Source organism: Rhodanobacter sp. OR92 (assembly GCF_000427545.1).
Taxonomy (GTDB): domain Bacteria; phylum Pseudomonadota; class Gammaproteobacteria; order Xanthomonadales; family Rhodanobacteraceae; genus Rhodanobacter; species Rhodanobacter denitrificans.
The window spans coordinates 81,358-105,136 of the sequence record NZ_ATYF01000013.1; the positions used below are offsets into that span (position 1 = coordinate 81,358).

26 protein-coding genes are annotated in these 23,779 nt (G+C 70.3%); 5 read left to right on the forward strand and 21 right to left on the reverse strand.

What is annotated here, in order from left to right; all coding sequences use genetic code 11:
• Positions 1-7: 7 nt before the first annotated feature.
• From RHOOR92_RS0107770 to RHOOR92_RS0107860, 19 genes are all read right to left on the reverse strand, one after another.
• Entirely contained in the window at positions 8-514 is a 507-nt protein-coding gene (locus RHOOR92_RS0107770; protein ID WP_027489985.1) for a phage baseplate assembly protein V, read from the reverse strand.
• Entirely contained in the window at positions 511-1,647 is a 1,137-nt protein-coding gene (locus tag RHOOR92_RS0107775) for a hypothetical protein (protein ID WP_027489986.1), read from the reverse strand. The genes RHOOR92_RS0107770 and RHOOR92_RS0107775 overlap by 4 nt, the downstream gene beginning before the upstream one ends.
• Positions 1,640-1,960, reverse strand: coding sequence for a LysM domain-containing protein (locus tag RHOOR92_RS0107780; protein WP_027489987.1), 321 nt, complete (start codon positions 1,958-1,960; stop codon positions 1,640-1,642). Before RHOOR92_RS0107780 ends, RHOOR92_RS0107775 begins: the two co-directional genes overlap by 8 nt.
• Positions 1,960-2,616: a hypothetical protein gene (locus RHOOR92_RS0107785; RefSeq protein ID WP_007512630.1), complete on the reverse strand. Its 657-nt coding sequence runs from the start codon at positions 2,614-2,616 to the stop codon at positions 1,960-1,962. Before RHOOR92_RS0107785 ends, RHOOR92_RS0107780 begins: the two co-directional genes overlap by 1 nt.
• Positions 2,613-3,389 (reverse strand): CHAP domain-containing protein, encoded by a 777-nt coding sequence (locus tag RHOOR92_RS0107790; RefSeq protein ID WP_027489988.1) that lies wholly within the window; start codon positions 3,387-3,389, stop codon positions 2,613-2,615. Before RHOOR92_RS0107790 ends, RHOOR92_RS0107785 begins: the two co-directional genes overlap by 4 nt.
• The gene (locus RHOOR92_RS0107795; RefSeq protein ID WP_015446724.1) at positions 3,386-4,165 is read right to left on the reverse strand and encodes a hypothetical protein; all 780 of its coding nucleotides are present in this window, start codon (positions 4,163-4,165) and stop codon (positions 3,386-3,388) included. The genes RHOOR92_RS0107790 and RHOOR92_RS0107795 overlap by 4 nt, the downstream gene beginning before the upstream one ends.
• A 13-nt stretch (positions 4,166-4,178) precedes the next feature.
• On the reverse strand, positions 4,179-5,858 hold the full coding sequence (locus RHOOR92_RS0107800; protein ID WP_027489989.1) for a DUF4157 domain-containing protein: 1,680 nt from the start codon (positions 5,856-5,858) through the stop codon (positions 4,179-4,181).
• Between the two features lie 164 nt (positions 5,859-6,022).
• Positions 6,023-6,571 (reverse strand): hypothetical protein, encoded by a 549-nt coding sequence (locus RHOOR92_RS0107805; RefSeq protein WP_015446722.1) that lies wholly within the window; start codon positions 6,569-6,571, stop codon positions 6,023-6,025.
• Positions 6,572-6,580: 9 nt separating this feature from the next.
• Positions 6,581-7,582 (reverse strand): hypothetical protein, encoded by a 1,002-nt coding sequence (locus tag RHOOR92_RS0107810; protein WP_231378348.1) that lies wholly within the window; start codon positions 7,580-7,582, stop codon positions 6,581-6,583.
• Positions 7,488-8,309 (reverse strand): hypothetical protein, encoded by an 822-nt coding sequence (locus RHOOR92_RS0107815; RefSeq protein WP_007512642.1) that lies wholly within the window; start codon positions 8,307-8,309, stop codon positions 7,488-7,490. Before RHOOR92_RS0107815 ends, RHOOR92_RS0107810 begins: the two co-directional genes overlap by 95 nt.
• Position 8,310: 1 nt before the next feature.
• Positions 8,311-8,598, reverse strand: a complete 288-nt coding sequence (locus RHOOR92_RS0107820; RefSeq protein ID WP_007512644.1) for a hypothetical protein — start codon at positions 8,596-8,598, stop codon at positions 8,311-8,313.
• On the reverse strand, positions 8,595-10,742 hold the full coding sequence (locus tag RHOOR92_RS0107825) for an ATP-binding protein (protein WP_027489990.1): 2,148 nt from the start codon (positions 10,740-10,742) through the stop codon (positions 8,595-8,597). The genes RHOOR92_RS0107820 and RHOOR92_RS0107825 overlap by 4 nt, the downstream gene beginning before the upstream one ends.
• Positions 10,739-11,983, reverse strand: a complete 1,245-nt coding sequence (locus RHOOR92_RS0107830; protein ID WP_027489991.1) for a DUF4255 domain-containing protein — start codon at positions 11,981-11,983, stop codon at positions 10,739-10,741. The genes RHOOR92_RS0107825 and RHOOR92_RS0107830 overlap by 4 nt, the downstream gene beginning before the upstream one ends.
• Entirely contained in the window at positions 11,980-12,726 is a 747-nt protein-coding gene (locus RHOOR92_RS0107835) for a hypothetical protein (RefSeq protein WP_007514727.1), read from the reverse strand. The genes RHOOR92_RS0107830 and RHOOR92_RS0107835 overlap by 4 nt, the downstream gene beginning before the upstream one ends.
• On the reverse strand, positions 12,723-13,454 hold the full coding sequence (locus tag RHOOR92_RS0107840; protein WP_007514725.1) for a hypothetical protein: 732 nt from the start codon (positions 13,452-13,454) through the stop codon (positions 12,723-12,725). Before RHOOR92_RS0107840 ends, RHOOR92_RS0107835 begins: the two co-directional genes overlap by 4 nt.
• Positions 13,455-13,459: 5 nt before the next feature.
• Entirely contained in the window at positions 13,460-13,987 is a 528-nt protein-coding gene (locus RHOOR92_RS0107845) for a phage tail protein (RefSeq protein ID WP_007514723.1), read from the reverse strand.
• 10 nt (positions 13,988-13,997) lie between these two features.
• On the reverse strand, positions 13,998-15,599 hold the full coding sequence (locus RHOOR92_RS0107850; protein ID WP_007514720.1) for a phage tail sheath subtilisin-like domain-containing protein: 1,602 nt from the start codon (positions 15,597-15,599) through the stop codon (positions 13,998-14,000).
• A gap of 36 nt (positions 15,600-15,635) precedes the next feature.
• Positions 15,636-15,914: a hypothetical protein gene (locus RHOOR92_RS0107855; RefSeq protein ID WP_100224922.1), complete on the reverse strand. Its 279-nt coding sequence runs from the start codon at positions 15,912-15,914 to the stop codon at positions 15,636-15,638.
• Positions 15,915-16,087: 173 nt separating this feature from the next.
• Positions 16,088-17,065, reverse strand: a complete 978-nt coding sequence (locus RHOOR92_RS0107860; protein ID WP_007514716.1) for a sigma-54 dependent transcriptional regulator — start codon at positions 17,063-17,065, stop codon at positions 16,088-16,090.
• Positions 17,066-17,580: 515 nt separating this feature from the next.
• Between RHOOR92_RS0107860 and RHOOR92_RS0107865 the strand changes: the two genes are divergently transcribed.
• From RHOOR92_RS0107865 to RHOOR92_RS0107875, 3 genes are all read left to right on the forward strand, one after another.
• Positions 17,581-18,357, forward strand: coding sequence for a ferredoxin--NADP reductase (locus tag RHOOR92_RS0107865; protein WP_007514713.1), 777 nt, complete (start codon positions 17,581-17,583; stop codon positions 18,355-18,357).
• Between the two features lie 173 nt (positions 18,358-18,530).
• Positions 18,531-19,013: a DUF456 family protein gene (locus RHOOR92_RS0107870; protein ID WP_027489992.1), complete on the forward strand. Its 483-nt coding sequence runs from the start codon at positions 18,531-18,533 to the stop codon at positions 19,011-19,013.
• Positions 19,014-19,084: 71 nt separating this feature from the next.
• Entirely contained in the window at positions 19,085-20,857 is a 1,773-nt protein-coding gene (locus RHOOR92_RS0107875) for a DUF885 domain-containing protein (RefSeq protein WP_027489993.1), read from the forward strand.
• 3 nt (positions 20,858-20,860) lie between these two features.
• On the opposite strand, the gene RHOOR92_RS0107880 is transcribed toward RHOOR92_RS0107875, so the two are convergent.
• Positions 20,861-21,193 (reverse strand): TfoX/Sxy family protein, encoded by a 333-nt coding sequence (locus RHOOR92_RS0107880; RefSeq protein WP_007514707.1) that lies wholly within the window; start codon positions 21,191-21,193, stop codon positions 20,861-20,863.
• Complete coding sequence (locus tag RHOOR92_RS0107885) at positions 21,190-21,855, reverse strand: hemolysin III family protein (protein WP_007514705.1); 666 nt, start codon at positions 21,853-21,855, stop codon at positions 21,190-21,192. Before RHOOR92_RS0107885 ends, RHOOR92_RS0107880 begins: the two co-directional genes overlap by 4 nt.
• A 524-nt stretch (positions 21,856-22,379) precedes the next feature.
• Here RHOOR92_RS0107885 and RHOOR92_RS0107890 point away from each other — a divergent pair.
• Positions 22,380-23,045 carry an energy transducer TonB gene (locus RHOOR92_RS0107890; RefSeq protein ID WP_007514703.1) on the forward strand — a complete coding sequence of 222 codons (666 nt, stop codon included), beginning with the start codon at positions 22,380-22,382 and terminating at the stop codon, positions 23,043-23,045.
• A gap of 142 nt (positions 23,046-23,187) precedes the next feature.
• Complete coding sequence (locus tag RHOOR92_RS0107895; RefSeq protein WP_007514701.1) at positions 23,188-23,766, forward strand: cysteine dioxygenase; 579 nt, start codon at positions 23,188-23,190, stop codon at positions 23,764-23,766.
• The last annotated feature ends 13 nt before the right edge of the window (positions 23,767-23,779 follow it).

Sequence of the window (23,779 nt, forward strand, 5' to 3'; positions counted from 1 at the left end):
CATCTCCCTAGGTCACGACCAACGCGCCGTTGTTGATCGTCACCGTCGGCCCCGCGAGCACGATGGTGGCGCCCTGGCCGTTGGAGATCGTGATGCCGACCTCGTTGACCATGATCATCGCGCCGGTGACGCTCTTCAGCAGGATGCCGCCGGCCGGCCCCGGCACGTCGCTGATCGCGATGGTGTTCTGCAGGCCCGACTGCAGCACCACGCTCGGACTGGCCGGATTGCCGGCCAGCGCCAGCGCCGGCACTTCCGCCGCGCTGCCCCAGAAGCCGCCGACCCAGACCGGATAATCCGGATCGCCCTGCTCGAACTCGACCCACACGCCGGCGCCGATCTGCGGCACCACGTAGACGCCGCTCTGCTTGCCGGCGATCGGCACGCACGGCATCGCCCAGCTCGACGGGATCAGCCCGGACACGTCCGGCACCATCACCTGGATGCGTCCGCGCTGCTCCGGGTCCACGTTCTGGATCACCGTACCGCGGTACTTGCCGAAGAACTTGCTCATGGCAGCACCAGCGGCACGGTCGAAACCAGGCCCTTGCGCGACAGCTGGAAGCTCTGCCGGTACTCGCCGCGGCGGATCGTGTGGCGCACCTGGGTGACGTAGTGCAGGCCGTCGAACGCCGGGCCGACGCCGCGCACGCCGACCAGCTGGCGCGGCTGCAGCACGCGGCCGTAGCGCACCACGTCGAGGCTGCCGCGGCCGGTGACGGTGTCGGCGGATTTCGCCGCCTCGGCCATGCCCAGCAGCAGCGCGCGCTGCGGCGAATACTTCGCGGTCTCCGGCAGCGGGCGGAACTGCTGCGGCGGCGGATCGATCAGGCCCAGCGGCGGATTGAGCGGCCCGATGTCCGGAATCGGCAACGGCAGCGGCACCTTGGTCTGCTCGTTCTGGATGTAGACCACTGGCAGCTGTCGCGCGTTGCCGTCGTAGCTGAAGCTGAGCTCGTCGACGTTGCTGGCCGCATCCATGTCCGCGTTCAGCGCCGGCTGCGGCACGCCTACCTTGATCTTCGGCCCCCAGTACGCGGTGCTCATGCCGGGCAGCGGGCCGGGCTCGAGGTAGAACACGTAGCCGACGCGCTCGGCCAGCAGGCGGATGTACTCCAGGTCGCTGCCCTGCTGGGTGGGAATACGGTTGGTCGGGATCGGCACGTCGATCGCGATGCTGGGGATCACCAGCGGCACGATGCCGAGGAACGCGTACTTCGCCAGCAGCAGCGCCACGATCGCCTCGGCCGGCATCGCCGGATACGGCAGGCCGGGCAGGCCGGAGAACTCCAGCTTGGTCATCACCGCAGTGAGGTCGTCGCCGGTGACCTGCAAGGTGGTATGGCGCTGGTCCGCACCCGGCACCACTTCGGTGCGGGTCACCACGCCGTCGATCAGCACCTGCGGCATGCCGTTCACGGTGACCACCACGATCACCCGCAGCAGCGGCACCACGCCGCCGCCCGAGAGCAGGAACAGCGTGTGCAGCGGCGACTGCACGCTCAGCGTGAACTGCAGGGTGAACGCACCGGCCGCTTCGTCCGGCGCGTTCACCTCGATCCGGGTCAGCGCATCCAGCACGAGCTGCGGCACCGGCACCGGCACCACCGGGCCGACCAGCAAGGTCAGGTGGATTCCCTCAAGCATGCGGCACCCCCGGGATGCCTTCGGGCAAGGTGATGCGCAACGGCTTTCCTGTCGTCTCGGTCAACTCCCCGGGACGCAGCGCGCGGTTCGCGTCGCACAGTCGCCAGAACTGTTCCGGATCGCCCAGGTACTTCGCCGCGATGTTGTCCAGCCGCTCGCCCTGCACCACGCGGTGCCACTGCAGCAGGGCGAGGTTTTCCGGCGGCGGCACGAAGCGGCGCTTCAGGTACGTCACGATGGTGCCGTCGGCGCGCACGAAGCTCGTGGTAGGCGTCAGCGCGTAACGGCTGGTGGGAGGAAAGTTCGCGTTCATCACGGCACTCCGCTCAAGCCCAGCGCGGACAGCTGGCCGCCGGCGCCGCCGGCCAGGCGCTCCTTCTGCTGCAGGTAGCTCATGAACAGGCTGGCGGCCTTGTGCCCGGACGGCACGTCGTTCACCGACAGCACGCGCAACCCCAAGCTGACCTTGGCGCGGATCGGGTTCAGCGCCGTGTCGAACGCCTCTTCGGTGATGCCGAACTCGGTGACGCGCACCGGCAGGATGCGCGACTTGCTCCACACGAACAGCGCCAGCGGCGTTTCCATCGGCACGATCTCCAGCGTGCCGATCTGCGCCAGCAGGTCGTTCGCGCGCAGCTGCCCGCTGCTCGGATAGACCATCGTCTCCAGCGCGGCCAGCTGGGCGAAGATGCCGGACTGGGCGACGCCGCCGTTCTGTTCCGGAAATTCCAGCTGATCGGTGGCGTCGATCTCCGCCTCCAGCTTCAGCGTCTCCACCGGCGGTCCCTTCAGGCGCAGCACCTCGGAGCGGTCGCCGCCGTCCGCACTGACGGCCTGCACCTGCAGCGAGCGCGTGAGCGAATCCGGGTTGTACTGCAGCGCGATCACCCGCAGCACCGCCGAGCTGGCCGCGTCGATCAGCACGATGCCGCCCTTCAGAATGCGCGGGGAGCCGGGGAATGCGCTCATGGCACGTGGCCGTAGCCGAGCAGCTTGTCCATCCGGCTCAGCACATAGGAGAAGCCCTGCACGCGCGGACTGCGGTTGCCCTCGATGGTGTAGAGCATGCCGTCCTGCACCGAGTGCACCAGGCCGGTGTGGCCCAACCAGCCGGCCAGGCTGACCCGCCACCACACCACCACGTCGCCCGGCTGCGGCAGGTAGCCACTGCCCGGCGCCGACGCCCAGCCCTGCTGCTTGAACTCGCCCAGCAAGCTGCGCGCACTGGCGATATAGGTGAACGGCATCGCCGCCTTGTCGCCACCGCTTGCCTGCATGAAACACCAGCTGACGAAACCGGCGCACCACGAACTGCCTTCGTCGAGGCCGGCCGGCGCGAGGTATTTGCGCACGAACGGACCGCGGTTGTTGCCGCCGATCTCGCGCGCGTTCGCCTTCAGCTCGCCGATCGCCGCGGCGAGTGCGGCGCGGCCAAGTTTGCTGCCGCCGCTGGCCGGCAGCGTGGCGTAGTCGACCGCCGTGGGCGTGCGGATGAACGGCTTCGGGTTGCGCAGGCTCCACCACGTCAGCGGCCCGACCACGCCGTCGACCACCAGCGGCTGGCCGTGCTGGTCGAGGTTCTGCGTCTGGAACGCGCGCGTCGCCTGCCAGGTCTTCGTGTCGAACGTGCCATTGGCATCGACCGCGTAGCCACGCTGCGCCAGCAGCTTCTGCAACTGCCGCACCGGCGGTCCCCGGTCGTTCCTGCGCAAGGTATCCATCGTCGTCGCCTCGTCGCTCATGGGTGGCCGTCCGTCCTGGCCGCACGCAGCACGGCGGCGTTGATCTTCACGTTCGGGTCGATCCGGCGGGCCGCCTCGACGTTCGCCTGCGCCTTCTGCGGCTGGCCCAGTACCACGTAGGCCTTGGCCAGCGCGGCATGCGAGGCCGCCGGCAACGGCGTGCCGGTGCCTTGCAGCTGGCTGGCGATATCGGCGATCTCGCGCTGCTGGGTGGCGGTTGCGGCGGGCGCCGCCGGCGGCGTGGTCGTCGACGCCATGGCCGAACTGGCAGCGGCGGCCGGCATGGCCGGTTCGGCGATCGGCGCGCCCGCCTGCACCTGGTTCAACTTCGCGGTGAGCACCGGCACCAGGGTGGCCTGCACCTGCGCCGAGGGTTTCTCATGCAGCACCGATTGCGCCAGCCGATAGGCCTGGTCCAGCTCGCCGATCGCGCGGTAGCCGTCCGACACCTGCGCCTGCAACTGCGGGTTGTCGGCCGCACGCTGCTCCAGACTGGCCAGCGTCCGCTCGGCCTGCTGCTTCTGCGCCGGATCGGCGGGGGCCTGCGGCTGCGCGCGGATGCGGTCCAGCTCGACCGTGTCCTGGCTGAACTTCACCGCCTGGATGCCGGGAAAGCCCATCAGCACGATCGCGAACACGATCAGCCCCATCGCCATCTTGAAGTCGCGCCGCTGCACGATCATCACGGTGATCGCCGCCAGCGCGAACACGAACAGGATGAAGCCGCAAAGCAGCATCAGTTTTTCGTAGCCGTACAGGCCGTCGAAGATGTTCATGGCGAGCTTTCCATCAGGGTTTCCCAGGCGTGCCGAAGTTGAACGGGCCCGGCGGGTTGATGCCGAACGATTTCTGCGCCGCCTCCAGCACCTCCGGGCTGCATTCGACAGCGCTGGGTTCGTCCCGTGCCGGAACGCCAGGCTGGCGTTCGCGCACGACCTGCGTGCGCTCCAGCACGATGGCCACCCGGCGCATCAGTTCGTACGCCTGTTCGCGCTGCCGGCCGAACGGCATGCGCTCGAATTTCGCGCGTTCCGCCGGGTCGGCAGGCGCCAGCGGGTCGGGCGTGCCCTGCTTGCCGAGGAACTCGTCCACGGCGCCATGCTCCATGCCCGGGCCTTTCGGTTCGGGCTCCTGCTGGCCCTGTTCCGGCGGCAGTTCGCTCTCGCCGCTTTGTCTGGCGCCGGACAGGTCGCAACCGGCGCACACCTTCGGGTCCGCCAGCCAATCACGGGCCGCCTGCGCGCGCTCCTTGGCCAGCTCCACATTGCCCTCGAACTGCGGCGCGTGTTCGGAACCACGCGGTCCCTCGGGCGAGGTAAAGCCCTTGATCGAGGTGACCCGGTAGCCCTGTTCGTTCAATGCCTGGATGTCGGTCGGCAGCCGGAAATCCTTGCGTACTTCGTGCCTGGCGTGCCGGAAGAACACGTAGCGCGTCTGGGTGTCCGTCCGCTGCTGCGCTGGCACCTCCGGGACCGGCGGCACATGGGTGATCTTCTCGCACGCGAAGACGAGCTTCTGCTTGCCTTTCTTGTGGCAATCGACATCCTTGGTGGTCGCGCCACCGCCGATGTCGATGGTGAACATGCACGACTTCGCCCGCGGGTCGCAATTGACGCCACCGGTCACGGTGACATCCGGGGTCTGCACCTTCACCGACCCGCCGGCACCGGCGACGCCCTTGTCGTCCAGCTTGACCGACGGCGAGAGCGTCACCGTGAAGTTCGAGCCCTGGATGAAGGTGACCTTCAGCGCCGGATTGATGGCGACGCCCTTCAGCGCGTCGGAGCCCGTGACCAGGTTGGCGATGACCGAGCCGAGCGCCGGCGGCAGGTCCACGCTCGGGCGGACGTTCACCTGGGTGCCGCCCTTGCACAGTTCGATGTCCAGCCAGATTTCCTTGAGGCTGGCACCGGGCGTGACCGAGCCATGGAAGCCGGGCACCGGCGGTCCGTCCATGGCGGTCATCGTCACCCGGTAGTCGGAGCCGTCCGGGCAATGCACCTTGCGCACGTCCGGGCTGTCGCCCGCGCTGGCGGCGCACCCGCGCATCTGCCGACGCACCAGCCCGCCGCCGCTCGGCGCAACGGAAACCCGCTCGCCCCGCGTCACCGCGTCGGCCGCCCGGTCGGCGGCGACTTCGGAGGCGTCGCCGGGCTGCCCGATCGCCAGCGACGCGTGCAGGCCGCCAGCGCCGGGGTCCTGCAGCGTATGCGCCAGCTCGTGCGCGAGCAGGTGGCGGCCCGCGGGCGTGCCCGGTGCGTACTGATGGGTGTCGAACACGACATGGCTGCCGACCGCATAGGCCAGCGCACCCACGGCGCGCGCGGATGCGGCGGCGTGGCCGTCGTCGTGCACGCGCACGCGGCTGAAGTCGCTGCCGAAACGCGGCTCCATCCAATTGCGGGTCGCGGGTTCGAGCGGCCGGCCCGCCGTGGCGAGCACGTCGTGCACGAGCGACGGCACGAGCATGGGCGAGCTTCTCCCGGCGCTGCTGCGCCGCAGTCGCTTGCTCGCGCAATCCCGGCATTCGCCGCCGTCCGGCGTGTGCGTGCCGCAAGCGCACTTGCGGCGCAGGCTCGCCGCGAAGGGGGCTGCATCCGGGGGCCGCGCACAGGCGAAGGAGCTATCCGCGCTCATGCTGCCTCTCCCACGTCCACCTGCTCGAAGAAAAGCACCCGCCGGTCGGCATCCTGACGTTCGATGGTGAACACCATCGTCGGCTCAGGACCAAGCAGACCGACCAGCCCCTGCAGCGCGCTGCAGCTTTCAGGTATCGACACCGTGGCCGTGTACAGCGCCGCGGCGGGATCGCCTTTCAACAGTGGCGGCAGCAGATCGGCCATCTCCGGTGCCGTGCCGCGCAGGAACTCGACATAGGCCTTCGCCGTCTGCAGGCGCGGCCCCCGAAACGCCCCACCCGACAGCGGCGCACGCCAGATGTCCTGACGCGGATGGAGCACGTACCGGTCTCCTATCGCGGTCCACGCGTATTCGGGCACGACGGCGACAATGGAATCCAGGAGCGCTCCGGGCGTCCCGTGCGATGCCGCCTGCCAGTCGTGGGACGCGGCACCGTTCTGGATGAAGCACAGCGCCATGTGGTGTTGCCCGCGCAGATATGCAGCGGCTTGCCTCGGGGTGAAGACGGACGAACCATCGGTTCGGCGGGCGGGAGTATTCATGGCATTCCCTCAGGTACGCGTGACTGTGCCCGAGCAACTGCTGCCCGACTTGGTGATGACGAAGCGGATCGTCCGCGTCTCGGCCAGCGTGCCGCCGACGGACAGCTTCTGCGTGTAGGTTTCGCTGCATCCGGCCGTGCCGAAGGCGGCGTTCGGACCGCACAGCGCATAGGTATCGTGGCAGTTGCGGATGATGCCGTGGCCAGGCAGCAGCGGTGGATGTTCCTCGATCGGACAACCCGCGCCGGTGGTCACACCGCCGGGGCCGCAGCCGTTGTCGGTGGTTACCGATTCGGTGACACGCAGGCCGTTGAGCGTAGCCGGACAACCGCTGCCGGTCGCGGTCACGCCGGTGACGTCGTACTCGATCTGCGCGCCGCAGTTCGCTCCACAACCGGTATTCCGGACGTTCTCGTAGTGGATCGCGAAGCTGCAGCCACCCGCGCCGGAACCGGGGCCCACCGGCCCCATGATGCCGGGCGGCGGCGTGACCTGCGCCGTGCGCATGATGCCGCCTGCGCCAGCACCTTCGTTTTCCTTCGGCTGCTCGCCAGCCTGCTGCAGGGCGCCCAGGCGGGCAGCCGCGTTGTGGCGCACCGTGCGCACGTCGATATCCATCTTCCTGCCGCCGTCGTCTGCTCTCGCCATCGGCACGTTGGCGCCGTTCACGCGGATACGCGAGAAATCCCCACCGAAGCGCGAACGCATCAGTGAAGCGGTCAGTGGACCGGTAGTCCGCAGCGCGGCGGGCGGCTCCGACCTTTGCGCCGAACGCTGCAGGCCCGCGTGCTTTTTTTTGCAGGATTCGCATTCACCGCCACCAGGCACGTGCGCACCGCACGCGCACTTGCGGCGCAGCAGGCCGGCCGCGGCCGCGTGACGGGCGAGCGGCTTGCTCACGGCAGTGGCGCTGCGCTCAGCCATGTCGGGCTCCCGCGCGCGGCGCCCGTTTCTTCGCGGTCGCCTTCGCCTTGCGCAACCCGGCAAGGAAGGCGTCGAGCTTGCCCGCATCCAGCCCGCGCTTCTTCTTCGCGGTGTCGATCGCATCGATGATCGCGTAGGCCTCGTCGCAGTACTTGACGAGGAAGGCCCAGCTCATCTGCTGCTTGCGGCCCCAGGTGACGCAGACCGGGCCGCTCCTGGTGTAGCCGGGCACGTAGACGTAGTGGCCGTTGCGCGGGTTCGGCTGGCCGGCCTTGCCGCCCACCACCGCCCACGGCTTGCCGGCGTAGAACTGGGTCAGCGCCGCGTCGGGCAGGGTGAAGCCGAGGCCGACGCCGATGTCCATGAACACCGCGCGCTTGACCTCGCTGCGCTTGCCCTGGTCGATCTGCGCGAAGGCCTTGATCTTGTAGCGCCGCTTCGCGGCGAGCCAGCCCCGCTTGCGCCATTCCTTCAGCGAATCGAGCACGACCAGGCCGCTGTCCGTCCCACCGGTTTCGCCGAAGTACTCGTGCAGCACGTCGTTGTCGCCGATCGCGATCAGCTTGTTCTGCTCGGCCTTCTCGAAGCGCAGGGTCTGGTGCGCGCGGCCGGCGATCACGCAGTCGCCGTACTGGTCGTTGCCGAACATCGGCGTGGGGATGCCGTGGTGCACCACGTCGAAGTCGTACTCGGCCGGCAGCACCGGCGGCACTTTCAGCAGCGTGGCGAACAGCAGGTTGCGGTCGTCGCGCTTGGCCTTCCGTTTGCCGAAACGCACGATGCCGTCGGGGCGGGGTTTGGGGATCGCTTTCATGTCAATGCTCCTTGCCCGCGACGCGCGCGGCGGGAGGGATGCCGAGGCCGTGCTGCACCGCCGTCGCGATGCGCACGCCGAGGCGCTCGTGCAGGTGGCCGGCAATCGGCAGCGTCGCCGGCGGCAGCGTGGCCACGGCGCCGAGACCGCGCAGCGCGTCGACGGCGCCGGGTTGCGCCAGCCGCCGGGCCAGTTCGCGCTCGATCGCGGTACGCACGCCTGCAGCACGCTCGCCGCCGAGCGCGGCTTCGTCGATCACCAGCCGTTCGATGTGCAGCTCGATGCTCACGGTTTGCCTCCGGCACTTTCCAGCCAGCGGAAGTCCGCCTCGTTGATCGGCTTGTCCAGCTTGCGGTATTCGGTGCGCACGGCATCCAGCAGCAGCGGCATGCCGATCGACACGCCAGCCTTGGCCGCCATGAACGCGGCGTTGAGGGCGATGCCCTGGATGCTGCCGCCGGTGAGGGCGAGCCGTGCCAGCCGGTCGAAGTCCAGCGCGCCCACCGCCGCCTGCGCCGGGAACACCGAGGCCCAGATCGCGCGGCGCTCGGCCGTGCCGGGGAACGGGAAGTTGATGACGAAGCGCAGCCGGCGCAGGAACGCGCTGTCCAGCGCGCCCTTCATGTTGGTGGCCAGGATCGCCAGCCCGCCGAACGACTCCAGCCGCTGCAGCAGGTAGTTCACCTCGATGTTGGCGTAGCGGTCGTGGCTGTCCTTCACTTCGCTGCGCTTGCCGAACAGCGCGTCGGCCTCGTCGAAGAACAGGATCGCGCCGCCGCCCTCGGCTGCGTCGAACAGCTTGCGCAGGTTCTTCTCGGTCTCGCCGATGTACTTGCTGACCACCGCCGACAGGTCGATGCGGTACAGCGACAGGCCCAGCTCGCGCGCCAGCACTTCCGCCGCCATGGTCTTGCCGGTGCCGCTTTCGCCGGTGAACAGCGCGCTGATCGACAGCCCGCGATTCATCCGCTGGCGGAAACCCCAGTCGTCGTAGACGGTCGTGCGCTGGGCCACCTGGTCGGCGATCTGGCGCAGCAGGGCCTTCTCGCCGTCGGGCAGTTTCAGGTCGTCCCAGCCGGCCTTTGGCTCGATCCGCTGGGCGAGCTGATCCAGCGCCGGCCGCGTGTGCGCCAGCGCGCCCTGCCACAGCGTCTGCGCCAGCGCGGCGGGCTTGCCCTCGGCCGCCGCCAGCGCACCGTGCGCGATCTGCTCGATCCGGCCCAGGTTGAAATCGAAATGGCCGGCCAGCTGCTGCGGCTGCGCGCCGGCGGCGTCGCCGAGCAGGCGCTGCCACAGCGAACGCTGCTCGACCGCGGTGGGCTTGGCCACGTCGACGCTGAGCGCCTGCGTGGCCGCACCCGCCCACGGCTCGCGTGCGTCGACGAAGGCGAGCCCGCCGGTGCGCGCGAGGAAACGCCTGACCCACGCGGCCGCGGCATCGCCGTGTTCGACCTCGGCCGCGTCGAGGTACAGCGCCAGCGGTAGCAGCTGGCTTTCGCGCTGCCACAGCCGCAACAGGGTTTCCTGCTCGGCGACCGCGGCCGGCAGCAGCTCGGCCGACAGGCGATAGGCCTGCGCGCCGAACGCGGCGGCAATGGCCTGCGCGAGCGCCTGTTTGCTGACGCTGTCGCTGCCGAGCAGTTGCACCAGCGGCAGCGGCTCGCCCGGCGGCACGTGGTGCAGACTGTCCAGCAGCTGGTCGGCGATCGCCTGCTGCGACGGCGGCAGCGTGGCCGGCGGCAATGCGGTGAGCAGCGGCGTCAGCCGGTCATCCAGGTAGTTCATGCCCTTGACGAAGTTGACCACGCGCTCGTCGGCGCTGAGCGCCGCGCCGATCAGCGGCTGCGCGCCGGGCTGGTGGATCTCGAGCAGGCGCCAGTAGCGCAGCGGCCGCTGCGGCGACAGCGCATCCCAGCTCGGCGCATCGAGCACGGCAAAGGCCAGCGCGAAGGTGGGGTACGGCCGCGCCGGATCGTGCTGGGCCTGCGCGCACAGCGCGGGGAAGCGCGTGTCCAGTTCCATGCCGATGCACAGCAGGAGCACGTCGCGCTCGAACGCGGACAGGCCAAGGCGGTTCGCGAGCACGGCCAGCGCGGGGGTGTGGCCGCCCTCGCCCTCGCCCGGTGCGGCAACGGTCGTGCCGTCATCCGGCACGGCGGCGACGAGCGGTCGAGCAACGGGCGGTTCGTCGGCCTCCGCCGCAAGCGACGGCGGCGCGTGCTGGCCGCCGAACAGCCGCGCGACCCAGGAATGCTTCGGCCCGGCCGGCGCGCTCACCGCCGGCGCGGATTCCATCAGCGCGGTGGCCGCCGCCGGTGCCGCCGGCGGCGTGTCGTGCCGCTGCGCGGCGCGTTCCAGCCGCGCGCGCAGCTCGGCCAGCGCACCGGCGAGGTAGCGGTCGTTCGCTTCCAGCCACGGCGCGTAGTCGTTCATGACACGACCACCTGCTGGTCTGCGGCGAACGCGGGCGCGCTGCCGCTGAAGTCGACCGGGATGCTGTCGGCGCCATCCACGCGCAGGCGCACGGTGTACCTGCCCGCGGCCACGCCGGTGAGCTTGAAGACCAGCGCGGTCGGCTGCTGCATGTCGGCCGGGTTGCCGAGGCTGGCCGGCGCCAGCAGGCGGTCGCCGAACAGCAGGAACACGCGCTGGCCGTCGCGGATGCGCGGCGTGCAGGTCAGGTTCAAGGCGAAGTCGCCGGCCGCGGCGGCGAGCGAGCCGAGCACGATGCGCGGTGCCAGCACCAGCGGCAGCTCGTTGCTGAGCAGCGGCGGCAGTCCCGGCGGCTGCACCAGCAGGGCCACGGTGTAGATGCCCGGCGCCCAGCGCGCGACGGCGTCGGCATCGTCGGCGGTGTCGGCGAGATGCACGCGCAACGTGCCGGCGGCGGCGCCAAGCAGCGGCGCGAGATCGATCGGCGCGTCCAGGCGCAGGCTGCTGAAGCGGGCCAGCGCATGATCCGTCGCGAGCTGGCGACCGTTCAGCACGATGTCCTCGCCGAGGCGCACGGCAGCCTGATGGCGCGGGTAGTCGAGCGCGTCCAGCACCGCGGCGACGGACGCGGTGGCGATCACACCGCGATCCTGCGAGCCGCGCCGCAGCACCGGCAGCGGCGCACGCATCGCCGCCTGGCTGTCGATCAGCACCACCGCCGCCTCGTAGACGGCCGAGGCGCGGTAGTTGGTCTGGAACGCGGTCCACAGCCGGGACAGCTCGTCCACACTCTGCGCCAGCGGGGTGACCCGCACGCGCTCGACCTGGCCGGCCAGGTCGTTGTCTGGCAGCGCGTTGCGGATGTCGTTGCCGTCGAGCACGCCGCGGTCGTGCAGGGTGCTCATCGCGGCGGCCAGCACGCGGTGGCTGATCGCGTCGTTGTCGTTTTCGCCGCGGCCCCAGGCGGTGATCACGTAATGCAGGTTCAGCGCCAGCGGCGGCGGCGCGGTCTCGCCGGGACGCACTTGCCCCGGCAGGTCGAGGTTGCGCCAGGCGGCATTGGCGACCACCTGGTACAGGAACAGGTTGAGCTGCGCCTTGCTGATCCCCTTGCGCGCCACGTCGGGCGGCTGCAGGGTCACTTCCAGGTCGCTCAGTTCCGCATCCAGCACCGGCACCTGCGCCAGCAGCAGGTTGCGCAGCGTGCGCGTGGTCGCGGCGATCGCCAGCACGTTGCTCATGGCGACGCCTTGCCGCCACGTTGGCGCAGGTAGTCGTCGAGGCTGCTCGGCTGCGGGCCATCGCGACGACGCGGCGGCGCGGCGGCCACCGGCGCGGCGCGCACTTCGAGCCGGCCGATGCTGACGTGTACCACCGGCTCGCCCGCTGCATCAGCCTTGCCTTCGGTTCGCGCCGCCGCGGCCCGCGCGGCGACGGTGCGCCCGGATCGGGCGGGCGCCGCAAGCGTTACGGCAAACACCGGCGCAGGCGCGGGCAACAGGACGCCGTTCGATGCTGGCGTCCGCACCGTTTCCGGCCGATCCGGCGCGACGCGCGCCTGCCGCGGCTGGACCGGCAGCGGCGCTGCGGGCATGGCCGGACGCGCCGACACAGGTGGCGCTGCCGGACGGTCGACGGCGGGAGCGGAGGCCCGCGCGCCGACGGTCGACGGTGTCAATGCGTGCTGCGCTGTGCTCACGGCAGCGCTTGCCGACACCGCTCCCACCACGTGCTTGATGGGCGCGACGGGCGCTGCAGCCGGCCGCGCCGACGTGCTCGCGGGCGTGGCACTTGTCGGCGCCACGCCCGGCACCGCGTGAACTGCGGGCACCGCCTCGCGCCGGTCTGGCAGCGCCTCACCCGCATCGGCCAGCGGCATGATCGGCGCACGCTGCAGCGGTTCGAACAGCGACGGCAACCGCGGCATCAGCGAGGTTTCGCTGCCGATCGCGCGTGCCGCCAGCCGGTCGAGGAAATCGCTCATGGCGTGCACAGCTCCAGGTAGGCCTGGCGGCGGCGCAGGCTCAGCGCGAGGATGTCGGCCTCGGCCCAGTGGTAGGCCTGCGCCAGGGTGTCCACCTCGCGCAGCATGTGCAGCGCCCAGGCATGCAGCTCCTGCCACAGGAAGCGCGCGATATCGAACAGCGGCTGCCATGCGTGGCCGCAGTCCGGGCAGCGGAACGCCAGTTGCAGGTCGGCTTGCGGATCGGCCTGCGCCATCGCCTGCGCGATCTCCGCCTGCAGCTCGTGCGGCAGGCCGCGCGGCTCGCGCGATTCGCTGCCACGCTGCGCGGCGAGCACGCAACGTTCGAGCAGCAGCGCGCGCGCCGCCCCGGCATCGCCGCAGTTTTCCAGCGCCAGCAGGTCGCGGCTGTCGGGCAGGCGAAACTGCACGCGGATGCCGTGCGCCGCGTGTTCCAGCGTGGCGGCGGCTTCCGCGTCCGGCAGCCGCAGGTCATCGCAGCGGAACGTGGCCTCGACCGTGGCCGCGCATTGCGGGCATGTCGCCACCGCGTCGATCGCGGCGCCGAACAGGCGCTCGCGCAACTCCAGCAGCAGCGCATCGCGCCGGCCCAGCGGCAAGGCCGCCTGCGTTTCGGCGGAGTATTCGTCGCAGCTGCAGCCGAGCAGCAACAGTCCGCGTGCCGCGGCGGACGGGTCGCCCCCGCGTTCCCAGACCTGCAGCAGCTGCGCGGGCGTGGGCGTGTGCATGGCGCTCAGCCGGCGGGTACGGTGAAGCTCGGCTCGGCCGGCTCCGGCACGCCGACGTCGCGCTCCCAACCCTCGTTCTCGAGCTTCAGGTGCTGGATCGCCACCGCGTTCGCGTTCGCGTCCAGGTCCGGCATCGCCTGGTACTCCGAGACCCAGCAGCGGTACAGCTTGTAGGCGAGCGCGAGCTGGCCGGCCTCGTTGTAGACCTCCAGGATCAGGTCCTTGCGGAAGTCCTTCAGCGAGACTTCCGCGCCGAGCCCGGCGCCGAAGTTCCACACCTTGTTCGCCCACTTCTCGAACTCGGTGTCGTGGGTGACGCCGCGCTCGATGGTGATCGCCTCGTACTCGGTGCGCCCGGGCGACTTGCGCGTGCTGCTGGGGTCGCCGCCCTCGCGGTGCTTGACCACCTCGGTGGTGCGCTTCAGGCCCGACACCTTGCTGATGCCGGCCACGTAGCGGCCGTCCCATTTCACCCGGAACTTGAAGTTCTTGTACGGATCGAAGCGCTGCGCATTGACGCTGAACTGAGCCATGGATGTGTCCTCAGGTCTGGATCTGGCCGGCCATCTGCTGCAGCTGGATGACCACGAACTCGGCGGGCTTGAGCGGCGCGAAGCCGACCACGATGTTGACGATGCCGAGGTTGATGTCGTTCTGCGTGGTGGTTTCCTTGTCGCACTTCACGAAGTACGCGTCGGCCGGCGTCTTGCCCTGGAACGCGCCCTGGCGGAACAGGTTCTGCATGAAGGCGCCCACGTTGAGGCGGATCTGCGACCACAGCGGCTCGTCGTTCGGCTCGAACACCACCCACTGGGTGCCGCGGAACAGGCTTTCCTCGATGTACAGCGCGAGCCGCCGCACCGGCACGTACTTGTATTCGTCGGCGAGCAGGTCGGCGCCGCGCAGCGTGCGCGCCCCCCACAGCACCGGGCCGACCAGCGGGAAGCTGCGCAGGCAGTTCACGCCGAGCGGATTGAGCATGCCGTTCTCGGCGTCGTTGAGCGTGGCGGCGAGCCCCTGCACGCCGTTCAGCGCCGCGTCGATGCCGGCCGGCGCCTTCCACACGCCGCGCTGGGTATCGGTGCGCGCCATCACGCCGGCGACGATGCCGCAGGGCACGAAGGTGTCGAGCTGGCCCTGGCGTTTCGGGTCCGATTCGATCACCCGCGGGAAGTACAGCGCGGCGTTGCGCGCGGCCGTGCCGGCGAGGCCCAGCGCCGCCAGCACCGCCGGGGTGATCGCGCCCGCGCTGCCCCAGTCGGCCGGCGCATCGACGATCAGCAGCGCACGACGTTCCACGCACAGCGCCATGGCGTTCTGGTAGACCGACTTGCTGGTGTTGCCCCCCCGCACGTCCGGCGGAATGCACAGCAGGTTGAACAGGTCGGCCTTCTTCAACGCGTAGATGCCGGTCTTGGCGTCCGCACTGCCCAGGTACGCGTTGTCGTCCAGTGCCGCGCTGTCGACGGCCTGGCCGGCCGCGGCGACACCGGTGGAGGACTTGTCCTGCTCCCACACGGTCTTGCCGGCGTCCGCGTCGAGGTGGGCGGCGGGCATGGCGGTGGCGGGCAGGACCAGCGAAGACGCCACGCGCAGCAGCGAGGAGCCCGCCTTCAGCACACGGTCGACCCGCCGCGGGCTCTCCTTCACGCTGAGGTTGAGGAAGCTCTCCTGGGTACCGCTGGCCAGGTCGCGCACGGTGAGGTTGAACAGGTCGCCCACCGCCAGGCCGAAGCCGGTGGCGATGTCGGCGGACACGTTGCCGTCGATGCGCACGCGCAGCTGGTTGCCCCAGCTGCCGGCCGAGGCCGCCTCCAGCGGCAGGTTGGCGATCGCGATGGCCGCCTTTGCCGGCTTGCCGTCGGTCCCCTTGTACAAGCGCACGATCGCCGCCTGCGCACCGCCGTTGAGGTAGAAGTCGCGCACGGCATAGCCCATCGGACAGGCCGGGTCGAGGGAGCCGAAGTTGCGCTCGAAGTCGCCGTAGCTGTTGATGATGACCGGGCTTTCCGCGTCGGCATCGATCGGGCCGCGCGCGGCGCGGCCGACGAAGGCGGTGATCGAGGTGGCCACCCCGGTGATGGTGCGGACGCCGCTGGGAATTTCCTCGATGTAGACGCCCGGATAGGTGAGCGCAGATGGCATGGGATCGGTCCTCCGTCGTGAAAACCCGTGTCGCGGTCAGTTCGGCTGCGGCTGCCTGGTGTGCCTGTTCAACGCGTACAGCACCTCGCCGTCCGGCAGCTCGTCGCGGTGCAGCAGTCCCTCGGCGACCAGCCGCTCCAGCACGTGCTCGATGCGCAGGCAGTTGCTCTCGTAGCGCTGCCGCGGCAGCCACCAGTTGACGATGCCGCGGAGGGTGTCAGCCGCCTGCGGATGGGAATGCAGATACGCGAGTACCGAACGCTCGATCTCCATCCCGCTGTCGCCTGCCGTGCTGTGGCCCTGATGCCTAGTCATGACACCCTTCTGCACATGTGCATGGGGACCTAGGCAACAGGCGTGCCAGCGGAGCAGACCGGCCGGATGGACTGTGCCAAGGGCCTGGGCGTGCCAGCCTGCAGCAACCGGGTCAGCGGTGACCCGTTTTGCCGGCGCACTGGGGAAGATTGCACCCGGGCCGGACGCTCCGTTCAGTGCGAGCGGAACTGCTTGGTCTCGATGCCGTGCTTCAGCAGCAGCTTGCCGAGCTGGCGGCGCTCGGTGCCGGACAGGCGGGCGGCAGCGCTGATGTTGCCGCAGGCCTGCTGCATCAGCTGAGTGAGGTAGTCGCGCTCGAACTGGCGAATGGCATGCAGCTTGGCCGCGCTGAAGCCCAGCTCCGGCTCGTCGGCGCGGCGCCGCGGCACCGACGCGGTGCCGGCGAACGCCGGTTCCGCCGTCACTAGCTCGGCAAAGCCGATGACGTCGCCCTCGGTGGCTATGTAGGCGCGCAACACGACGTTCTCCAGCTCGCGCACATTGCCCGGCCACGTATGGGCCCGCAGCGCCTGCAGGGCGGCTTCGCTCCATTGACGGACCGGCCCGCGCAGGCGCAGGGCGACGGTATCGACGAAACGCCTGGCGAGCAGGGCCACGTCGTCGCTGCGCTCGCGCAGCGGCGGCAGCCGCAGGTACAGCGCATGCAACCGGTAGTGCAGGTCGCGGCGGAAGCGCCCGGCCGCCACCTGGCGCTCCAGACTGGCATTGGTGGCGGCGATGATGCGCGCGTCCGACACCCGCGCCGCGCCAGCGCCGACCGGGCGGTATTCGTTGTCCTGCAGAAAGCGCAGCAGAGTCACCTGGCCCTTGTCCGAGAGCGCGTCGACCTCGTCGAGGAACAGCGTGCCGCCGCGCGCATGGTCGACCAGGCCGGGTTGGGCGGCGCCGGCGTCGGTGAAGGCGCCGCGGCCGTGGCCAAACAGCTCGTTCTCGATCAGGCTGTCGGGGATCGCGCCGCAGTTGACCGGCACGAACGGGTGGTCGCGGCGGGCGCTGGCGTAGTGGATCTCGCGCGCGGCCAGCTCCTTGCCGGTGCCGGTCTCGCCCTCGATCAGCACCTGCACGTCGCAGCCGGCATAGCGCTGCAATTGCGCCCGCACCGCCTGGATTGCCATGGATTGGCCGAGCATGACCGGCATCGTCCGTCCCCGAAGTCACCAGCAAGAACCCCGGCACGCCAACTCCCGGCGTGCAGCGAAATCCCCCTGGCATCCATCGCGATCCGGTACTGGCGCACCGGATCATCGGCGACGATGGAGTATGCGCAGTTTCGGCGCTGCAGTCCAAGTCATGTTCCTGCTGTCGTCCCCGGCTGCTGCCGGCGTAGTACCCGGCGGCTCACCGGCCTAGGCCATCGCCTCGTCCCGCCCCGGAAATGGCGGCCGGTCACCCGACCGCCCCTTCGCCCCGACTCCCGGCCAGGGCCGGCGGCGTGGCACGATGCCGCAAGCCCCGGCACCACCGCGCCCAGGCATGGGCGCGCTCCCGCCCACTCGCGTATCCTAGGCGCCTGTCGCCGCGCCCATCCCGGCGCTCGCAAGGCACCGCGGCCGTGGCCGCCCTCCCCGCGAGTCCCCCTCTCCGGCCTGCCGGATGGCCCGGCGGGCGACTTCCCCGACGGCGCAACAAGGCGAGACGACCGACCATGGTGGCAATGGCAACCGAGCACGTGATCGACGTGCGGCACTGGAACGACAACCTGTTCTCCTTCCGCACCACGCGCGACCCGGGCTTCCGCTTCGACAGCGGCCAGTTCGTGATGATCGGGCTGGAGACGGACGGCCGTCCGCTGCTGCGCGCCTACTCGATCGCCAGCGCCAGCTGGGAGGAACACCTGGAGTTCTTCTCGATCAAGGTGCCGAACGGCCCGCTCACCTCGCGCCTGCAGCACCTGCAACCCGGCGACCCGCTGATCGTCACGCGCAAGCCCACCGGCACCCTGGTGCTGACCGACCTCAAGCCCGGCAAGCACCTGTACCTGCTCGGCACCGGCACCGGGCTGGCGCCGTTCATGAGCGTCATCCGCGACCCGGACACCTACCAGCGCTTCGACAGGATCGTGCTGGCCCACGGCGTGCGCCGGGTCGAGGACCTCGCCTACGCCGACTATCTGGAACACCAGCTGCCACGGCACGACTACCTGGGCGAGCTGGTGCGCGAGAAGCTGATCTACTACCCGACCGTGACGCGTGAGCCGTTCCGCCACCAGGGCCGCATCACCGATGCGATCGTCAACGGCAGGCTGAGCGCAGCCACCGGCCTGCCGCCGCTGAACCCGGCCACCGACCGCGTGATGCTGTGCGGCAGCCCGGCCATGCTGGACGACCTCAGCGCCTTGCTCGACGGCCGCGGCTTCCAGGCCTCGCCGCGCACGCGCGAACCGGGCGACTACGTGATCGAGCGGGCCTTCGTGGAGAAATGAGTGCAGGAGCGCACCCTGTGCGCAACGCTCTTGTTCACGTGACGAAGAGCCACCGTGCACAGGTGCGCTCCCATGACAGACCGCGGCCGCGAATGCGGCGCCACGGCGCGCGGCGGCATGCCATAGTCTGTCCACTCACCATGGTCGTGCGGCCGCGCCAACGGAAACCCATGATGGACATCGCGCTCTACCTCCTCGCCGCGCTGCTGATCGTCGGCGGCCTGGCCGGCGCCGTGCTGCCGGCGCTGCCCGGCATCCCGATGCTGTTCGGCGGCATCTGGCTGGTCGCGGCAGTGGACGGCTACCGGCACCTGGGCCTGTGGTGGCTGCTGCTCATCGGTGCGCTGGGCACGCTCGGGGTGATCGTCGACTTCGTCGCCGGCACGCTCGGCGCCAAGCGCGTCGGTGCCAGCAAGCGGGCGCTGTGGGGCGCCGGGCTGGGCACCCTGGTCGGCATGTTCTTCGGCATCCCGGGGCTGCTGTTCGGGCCGTTCCTCGGCGCGCTCGCCGGCGAGCTGGCCTCCGGCACCAGCGTGCTGCGCTCGGCCCACGTCGGCGTCGGCACCTGGCTCGGCCTGCTGCTCGGCACCCTGGTGAAGGTGGTGCTCTCGTTCGTGATGGTCGGCCTGTTCGGGCTGGCCATGCTGTTCGGCTGACACGCCCGACCTTCGGCACATGGCGTCGACGCCGCGTGCCTGCAGACTTGGAGCCTCCCAGGAGAACCTCCATGTCCCGACGCATTGTCCTCGCCCTCGCCGCCCTGCTGGCCACGACCGGTTCGCTGCACGCGCAGACCTCGCCGCCGGCGTGGATCGCCCGCAGCAACGCCGACTCGCAGATCCTGCTCGACCAGATCGCCCGTTTCAGCCCGGAGTTCGCCTCGCAGGTCGGTGTATCCGGCTACGACGACAAGGTTGCCGACCTGCGCCCCGGCGTGGACCAGCGCTCGCGCGCCGCGCTGGTGGCGGCCAAGGCGAAGCTGCAGACCCGGCTGGCGGCGGAGCGGGACGCCAACGTGCGGCAGGACCTGCAGATCCTGATCAAGGCCACCGCCGGGCAGATCGAGGGCATCGACCTCAATCGCAAATACCTGTTGCCGTACACCGATGTCGGCGAGCTGGTGTTCGGCGGCGAATTCAGCCTGCTGAAGGATGACGTGGCCGCCGCGCGCCGCCCGTCGGCACTGAAGCGGTTGCAGTGCTACGTCGGCAAGGCACCCGGCTGCACGCCGATCGCCGAGCAGGCGAAGGCGCAGACCCTTGCCCGGCTCGGCGACAAGGCACTGCTCGGCCCGTACAAGGGCGAGGTCGAGCAGAAGCTCGCCAACACGTCGCGCTATGTCGAAGGCATCCGCCAGCTGTTCGCCAAATACAAGCTGGACGATGCCCAGGGCAAGGCTGCGCTGGACGCGCTGGACGCCCAGCTGCAGGCGTACGACGGCTGGGTGCGCCGCACCGTGCTGCCGCGCGCCCGCGCCGACTTCCGCCTGCCCGAGCCGCTGTACGCCTACAACCTGCGCCAGGTCGGCATCGACATCCCGCCGCAGCAGTTGATGGAACAGGCGCAGCTGGAGTTCGTCGAGCTGCAAGGCATGATGCAGGTGCTGGCGCCGGTGGTGGCGAAGGCCGAGGGCATCGATGCCACCGACTACCGCGCGGTGCTCAAGGCACTGAAGAAGGACCAGTTGGGTCGGGACCAGGTGGAGCCGTGGTACCACCAGGTGCTCGGCCACATCGAGGACATCATCCGCCGCGAGCGCATCGTCACCCTGCCGCAGCGCAAGATGCAGATGCGCCTGGCCTCCGACGCGGAAGCCGCGCAGGTGCCGGCGCCGCACATGGACCCGCCACCGTTCATCAACAACCAAGGCGAGCAAGGCACCTTCGTGCTGACCATGGGCAACCCGGGCAAGAACGGCGACCCGACCCAGGCCTATGACGACTTCACCTACAAGGCCGCGGCGTGGACGCTGACCGCACACGAGGGCCGCCCCGGCCACGAGCTGCAGTTCGCCGCGATGGTCGAGCGCGGCGTCTCGCTGGCGCGCAGCCTGTTCGCGTTCAACAGCGTCAACGTGGAAGGCTGGGCGCTGTACGCCGAGTCCGAGATGCTGCCGTACGAGCCGCCAGCTGGGCAGTTCGCCGCGCTGCAGGCGCGCCTGCAGCGCGCCGCGCGCGCGTATCTCGACCCGATGCTCAATCTCGGCCTGATCACCCCCGAGCGTGCCAAGCAGATCCTGATGCATGAGGTGGGCTTGTCCGACGCGCTCGCCACGCAGGAGATCAACCGCTACACCTACGATTCGCCCGGCCAGGCCACCGCGTACTTCTACGGCTACCTGCGCCTGCAGCAGCTGCGCCTGCAGACCGAGCTGGCGCTGGGCCCGAAGTTCGACCGCCTGGCCTTCAACGATTTCGTGATCGGCCAGGGCCTGCTGCCGCCGGAGCAGCTGGCCGAGGCGGTGCGCACGCAGTTCATTCCGGCCCGGCAGAAACCGTGACCGTCACCGCCGCACACTCTTCGCCAGCCAGCCGGCAAGCCGCGCGGTGTCGCGGCTGAGCGCGGCGGGCAGCACGATGTAGTGCCGGCTCGGCGCGGCGCCTGGCTTGGCGACCAGTCGCGCGGTGCCTTCGATCCGCAACAGCGCCGGCTGATCCGCCGGCGCCAGTTTCAAGGCCAGCCCGCCGGGGGTCAGCCACGCGCACGGCTTTTCACCGAGGTACGCCATCAGCCCGCCGAACATCGGCTGGAAGCGCAACTCGTGCGGCCGGCCCAGGTGGGTGGCCGCGTCCTCCAGTTCGCGGCGCCGCGCCGCTAGGTCCGGCGGCAGGCTCACGCCGGGTCGGGAATCACGTACAGCAGCACGGCCAGGAAGTGCAGCACGCTGCCGGCCAGCACGAACACGTGCCACAGCGCATGGTGGTACGGCAGCCGCCGCCACAGGTAGAACGGCACGCCCAGCGTATAGGCCAGCCCGCCGGCGAGCAGCAGTGCGGTGCCGCCGGTCTGCAGATGCTCGCTGAGCGGCTTGAACGCGACCATGCCGATCCAGCCCATGCCCACGTACAGCAGCACCGCCAGCTTGTGGTAACGCTTGAGCAGACCCAGCTCCAGCGCGCTGCCGGCCAGCGCCAGTGCCCACACCGCCACGAACAGGCTCCAGCCCCATGCTCCGGGCAGGGCGACCAGGGTGAACGGGGTATAGGTGCCGGCGATCAGCACATAGATCGCGATGTGGTCGAGCATGCGCAACGCCGGTTTGGCTGCCGCCACGGAAATCGAGTGGTACAGCGTGGACGCGGTGTACAGCAGCACCAGCGAAGTGCCGAACACCGCGCAGGCGACCACGGTCAATGCATTGCCGTGCAGCGCGGCGAACGCCACCAGCGTCGCCAGGCCGGCAATGCTGAGCACGATGCCGAGGCCGTGGATGATGATGCTGGCAAGCTCGTCGCCGAAGCTGTAGCGCGGGATCACCGTGCCGGATGTGGCGGACATGGGGGACTCCTGGGCAATGCGAGGCGCGTGGGCATACCTTAACCGGGTGTGCCCGCGCCTGCCTATCGTGGCGCATGGCCGCGCCGGTACGCCGTCACGTTATTCGATGATGAACGCACCGAACGCCACGCCCAGGTTCCGGCCCGCGCCCCTGCCGCCGAGCGCAGCGAGACCTTGCCCCTGGTCAGCACCGGCGCCGCGGCCGAAGGCTGCAGGAGCATGGCACCCGCGGCGAGGACCGGCATGAAGACCGTCTTCACGAGGATTCCACGGCGGACCGCTGCAGCCGCAGCGCACGATTTTGCCGGTGGCTGTGCGCTCCCCGGCCATCCGCCTTCCGCCCCGCCTCTCCGCGGGGCTTTTTTTGCCGGTCACGGCCGCGCCGCCACGATCCCGCATTTGGCCATCCAGCCGTCCGCTTGCGCAAGCGCATTCCGCAGGCATACGCTGCCATCGCGACGGCACGATCCCCCTGCCCGCGCAGCGTGACCGCCGCAACATCCCACCGAAGTCAGGAGGTCGCCATGTCGTCCGCAAGCCTGGCCGTAGCTCATCGTACCCACCCCGACCGCGCACGCATCGCCGCCATCAGTGCCGCGATCGCACTCAACCTTGCCGTGATCGTGATCGCCTCGCGGCCGACCGGCCCGGCGTTTTTCCATGCGATCGAACAGATCAACCCGATACCCACGATCCGTTTCGTCGAGCCGACACCACCCCTGCCTCCACCGCCGCCGGTCGAGATGACGCCCTTGCCGCATCCGCCCGCCGTGCCGGTCGCGCACACGCCGCCGTTGCCGGCCAACCCGCCGGCGGTCGTGCCGAGCACCGAAGGCGCCGTCGCCGTGCCACCGGTCGCCACACCGCCCCTGCTACCAAGCGCTACGACGCCAGGGCCGGCACTGACGGCACCGGTCGAGGCCAGCCTGGCCTACCGCTCCGCCCCGCTGCGCTTCCCCACCCGCGCCCTGCAGCAACGCATGCAGGGCACGGTGCTGTTGCGCGTGCTGGTGGACGAGACCGGCAAGCCGGTGCAGGTGTCGGTGGAGCACGGCAGCGGCTACCTGCTGCTCGACCATAGCGCCGTCGAGCAGGTGCTGGCCGGCTGGCAGTTCCAGCCGGCGATGGTGAACGGGCGGGCGGTGCGCGCCTGGGCACGGGTGCCGGTGACGTTCGACCTGCGCGAGTAGCGCTTTCGCCGCGGTCATCCGCCCGGCGGCCGCGACGGGCGGATGACCGTGGCGCGAGTGCCTGCGGCGATGCCGCCGGCTTACGTGGCTTTAACGATATGCATGCTCCACTGGCGCCCATTCACCCTGCCGGGCTCCACGCATGGGCAAGCACCAGCCTCTCCTGAAAACCCTGCGCGCGATCGCGCTCGAGCACGCCGGCGTCGAACGCCCCGACCTCGCCACGATGGCGCGCGAACTGGGCCGCGTGGTGCATCAGGATGCCGCGGCGCTGGCCCACCGGCTGGGCCGGCTGAGCCAGCGCCGGCACGGTTTCGAACGCTGGCTGCTGGCCGAGCGCGGCAAGCCGCCGGTCAGCGTGCTGGTACTGGCCTGGCCGCCGAACCACGCCGCGCCGGTGCATGACCCCGCCGGCCTGTGGGGCCTGGACATGGCGCTGGTGGGCGCGCTGGAAGTGCAGTCCTACCGCTGCGACGACGCGTCCGGCGAGCTGAGCCTGCACGGCCGCAACTGGCTCGGCCCGGGCGACGGCATCTGGTTCGAGGGCGAACACGGACTGGCGCGGCGCTGCCGCAACCTGTCGCGGCACGACACGGCGCTCTCGCTGCACGTCTGCAGCGGCGAGCCGGCGCAGCACTTTGCCGGCGGGCAGCTCGACCCCGCCGGGCGCTGGAGCGCGCAGCCACGGCACAGCGCCATCGCCGGCCGCCTGCCCGGCTGATCCGCCCGCCACC

Bases quoted from the DNA above. Each gene is read 5' to 3' on its own strand.
- RHOOR92_RS0107865 (WP_007514713.1), top strand. From the start codon at position 17,581: ATGGTGGCAATGGCAACCGAGCACGTGATCGACGTGCGGCACTGGAAC.
- RHOOR92_RS0107785 (WP_007512630.1), bottom strand. From the start codon at position 2,616: ATGAGCGCATTCCCCGGCTCCCCGCGCATTCTGAAGGGCGGCATCGTG.
- RHOOR92_RS0107770 (WP_027489985.1), bottom strand. From the start codon at position 514: ATGAGCAAGTTCTTCGGCAAGTACCGCGGTACGGTGATCCAGAACGTG.
- RHOOR92_RS0107890 (WP_007514703.1), top strand. From the start codon at position 22,380: ATGTCGTCCGCAAGCCTGGCCGTAGCTCATCGTACCCACCCCGACCGC.
- RHOOR92_RS0107855 (WP_100224922.1), bottom strand. From the start codon at position 15,914: ATGACTAGGCATCAGGGCCACAGCACGGCAGGCGACAGCGGGATGGAG.
- RHOOR92_RS0107895 (WP_007514701.1), top strand. From the start codon at position 23,188: ATGGGCAAGCACCAGCCTCTCCTGAAAACCCTGCGCGCGATCGCGCTC.
- RHOOR92_RS0107815 (WP_007512642.1), bottom strand. From the start codon at position 8,309: ATGAAAGCGATCCCCAAACCCCGCCCCGACGGCATCGTGCGTTTCGGC.
- RHOOR92_RS0107795 (WP_015446724.1), bottom strand. From the start codon at position 4,165: ATGAACATCTTCGACGGCCTGTACGGCTACGAAAAACTGATGCTGCTT.
- RHOOR92_RS0107840 (WP_007514725.1), bottom strand. From the start codon at position 13,454: ATGCACACGCCCACGCCCGCGCAGCTGCTGCAGGTCTGGGAACGCGGG.
- RHOOR92_RS0107825 (WP_027489990.1), bottom strand. From the start codon at position 10,742: ATGAACGACTACGCGCCGTGGCTGGAAGCGAACGACCGCTACCTCGCC.
- RHOOR92_RS0107885 (WP_007514705.1), bottom strand. From the start codon at position 21,855: ATGTCCGCCACATCCGGCACGGTGATCCCGCGCTACAGCTTCGGCGAC.
- RHOOR92_RS0107830 (WP_027489991.1), bottom strand. From the start codon at position 11,983: ATGAGCAACGTGCTGGCGATCGCCGCGACCACGCGCACGCTGCGCAAC.
- RHOOR92_RS0107790 (WP_027489988.1), bottom strand. From the start codon at position 3,389: ATGAGCGACGAGGCGACGACGATGGATACCTTGCGCAGGAACGACCGG.
- RHOOR92_RS0107875 (WP_027489993.1), top strand. From the start codon at position 19,085: ATGTCCCGACGCATTGTCCTCGCCCTCGCCGCCCTGCTGGCCACGACC.
- RHOOR92_RS0107850 (WP_007514720.1), bottom strand. From the start codon at position 15,599: ATGCCATCTGCGCTCACCTATCCGGGCGTCTACATCGAGGAAATTCCC.
- RHOOR92_RS0107775 (WP_027489986.1), bottom strand. From the start codon at position 1,647: ATGCTTGAGGGAATCCACCTGACCTTGCTGGTCGGCCCGGTGGTGCCG.
- RHOOR92_RS0107860 (WP_007514716.1), bottom strand. From the start codon at position 17,065: ATGCTCGGCCAATCCATGGCAATCCAGGCGGTGCGGGCGCAATTGCAG.
- RHOOR92_RS0107805 (WP_015446722.1), bottom strand. From the start codon at position 6,571: ATGAATACTCCCGCCCGCCGAACCGATGGTTCGTCCGTCTTCACCCCG.
- RHOOR92_RS0107810 (WP_231378348.1), bottom strand. From the start codon at position 7,582: ATGCGGGCAAGCTCGACGCCTTCCTTGCCGGGTTGCGCAAGGCGAAGG.
- RHOOR92_RS0107835 (WP_007514727.1), bottom strand. From the start codon at position 12,726: ATGAGCGATTTCCTCGACCGGCTGGCGGCACGCGCGATCGGCAGCGAA.
- RHOOR92_RS0107780 (WP_027489987.1), bottom strand. From the start codon at position 1,960: ATGAACGCGAACTTTCCTCCCACCAGCCGTTACGCGCTGACGCCTACC.
- RHOOR92_RS0107800 (WP_027489989.1), bottom strand. From the start codon at position 5,858: ATGCTCGTGCCGTCGCTCGTGCACGACGTGCTCGCCACGGCGGGCCGG.
- RHOOR92_RS0107845 (WP_007514723.1), bottom strand. From the start codon at position 13,987: ATGGCTCAGTTCAGCGTCAATGCGCAGCGCTTCGATCCGTACAAGAAC.
- RHOOR92_RS0107870 (WP_027489992.1), top strand. From the start codon at position 18,531: ATGGACATCGCGCTCTACCTCCTCGCCGCGCTGCTGATCGTCGGCGGC.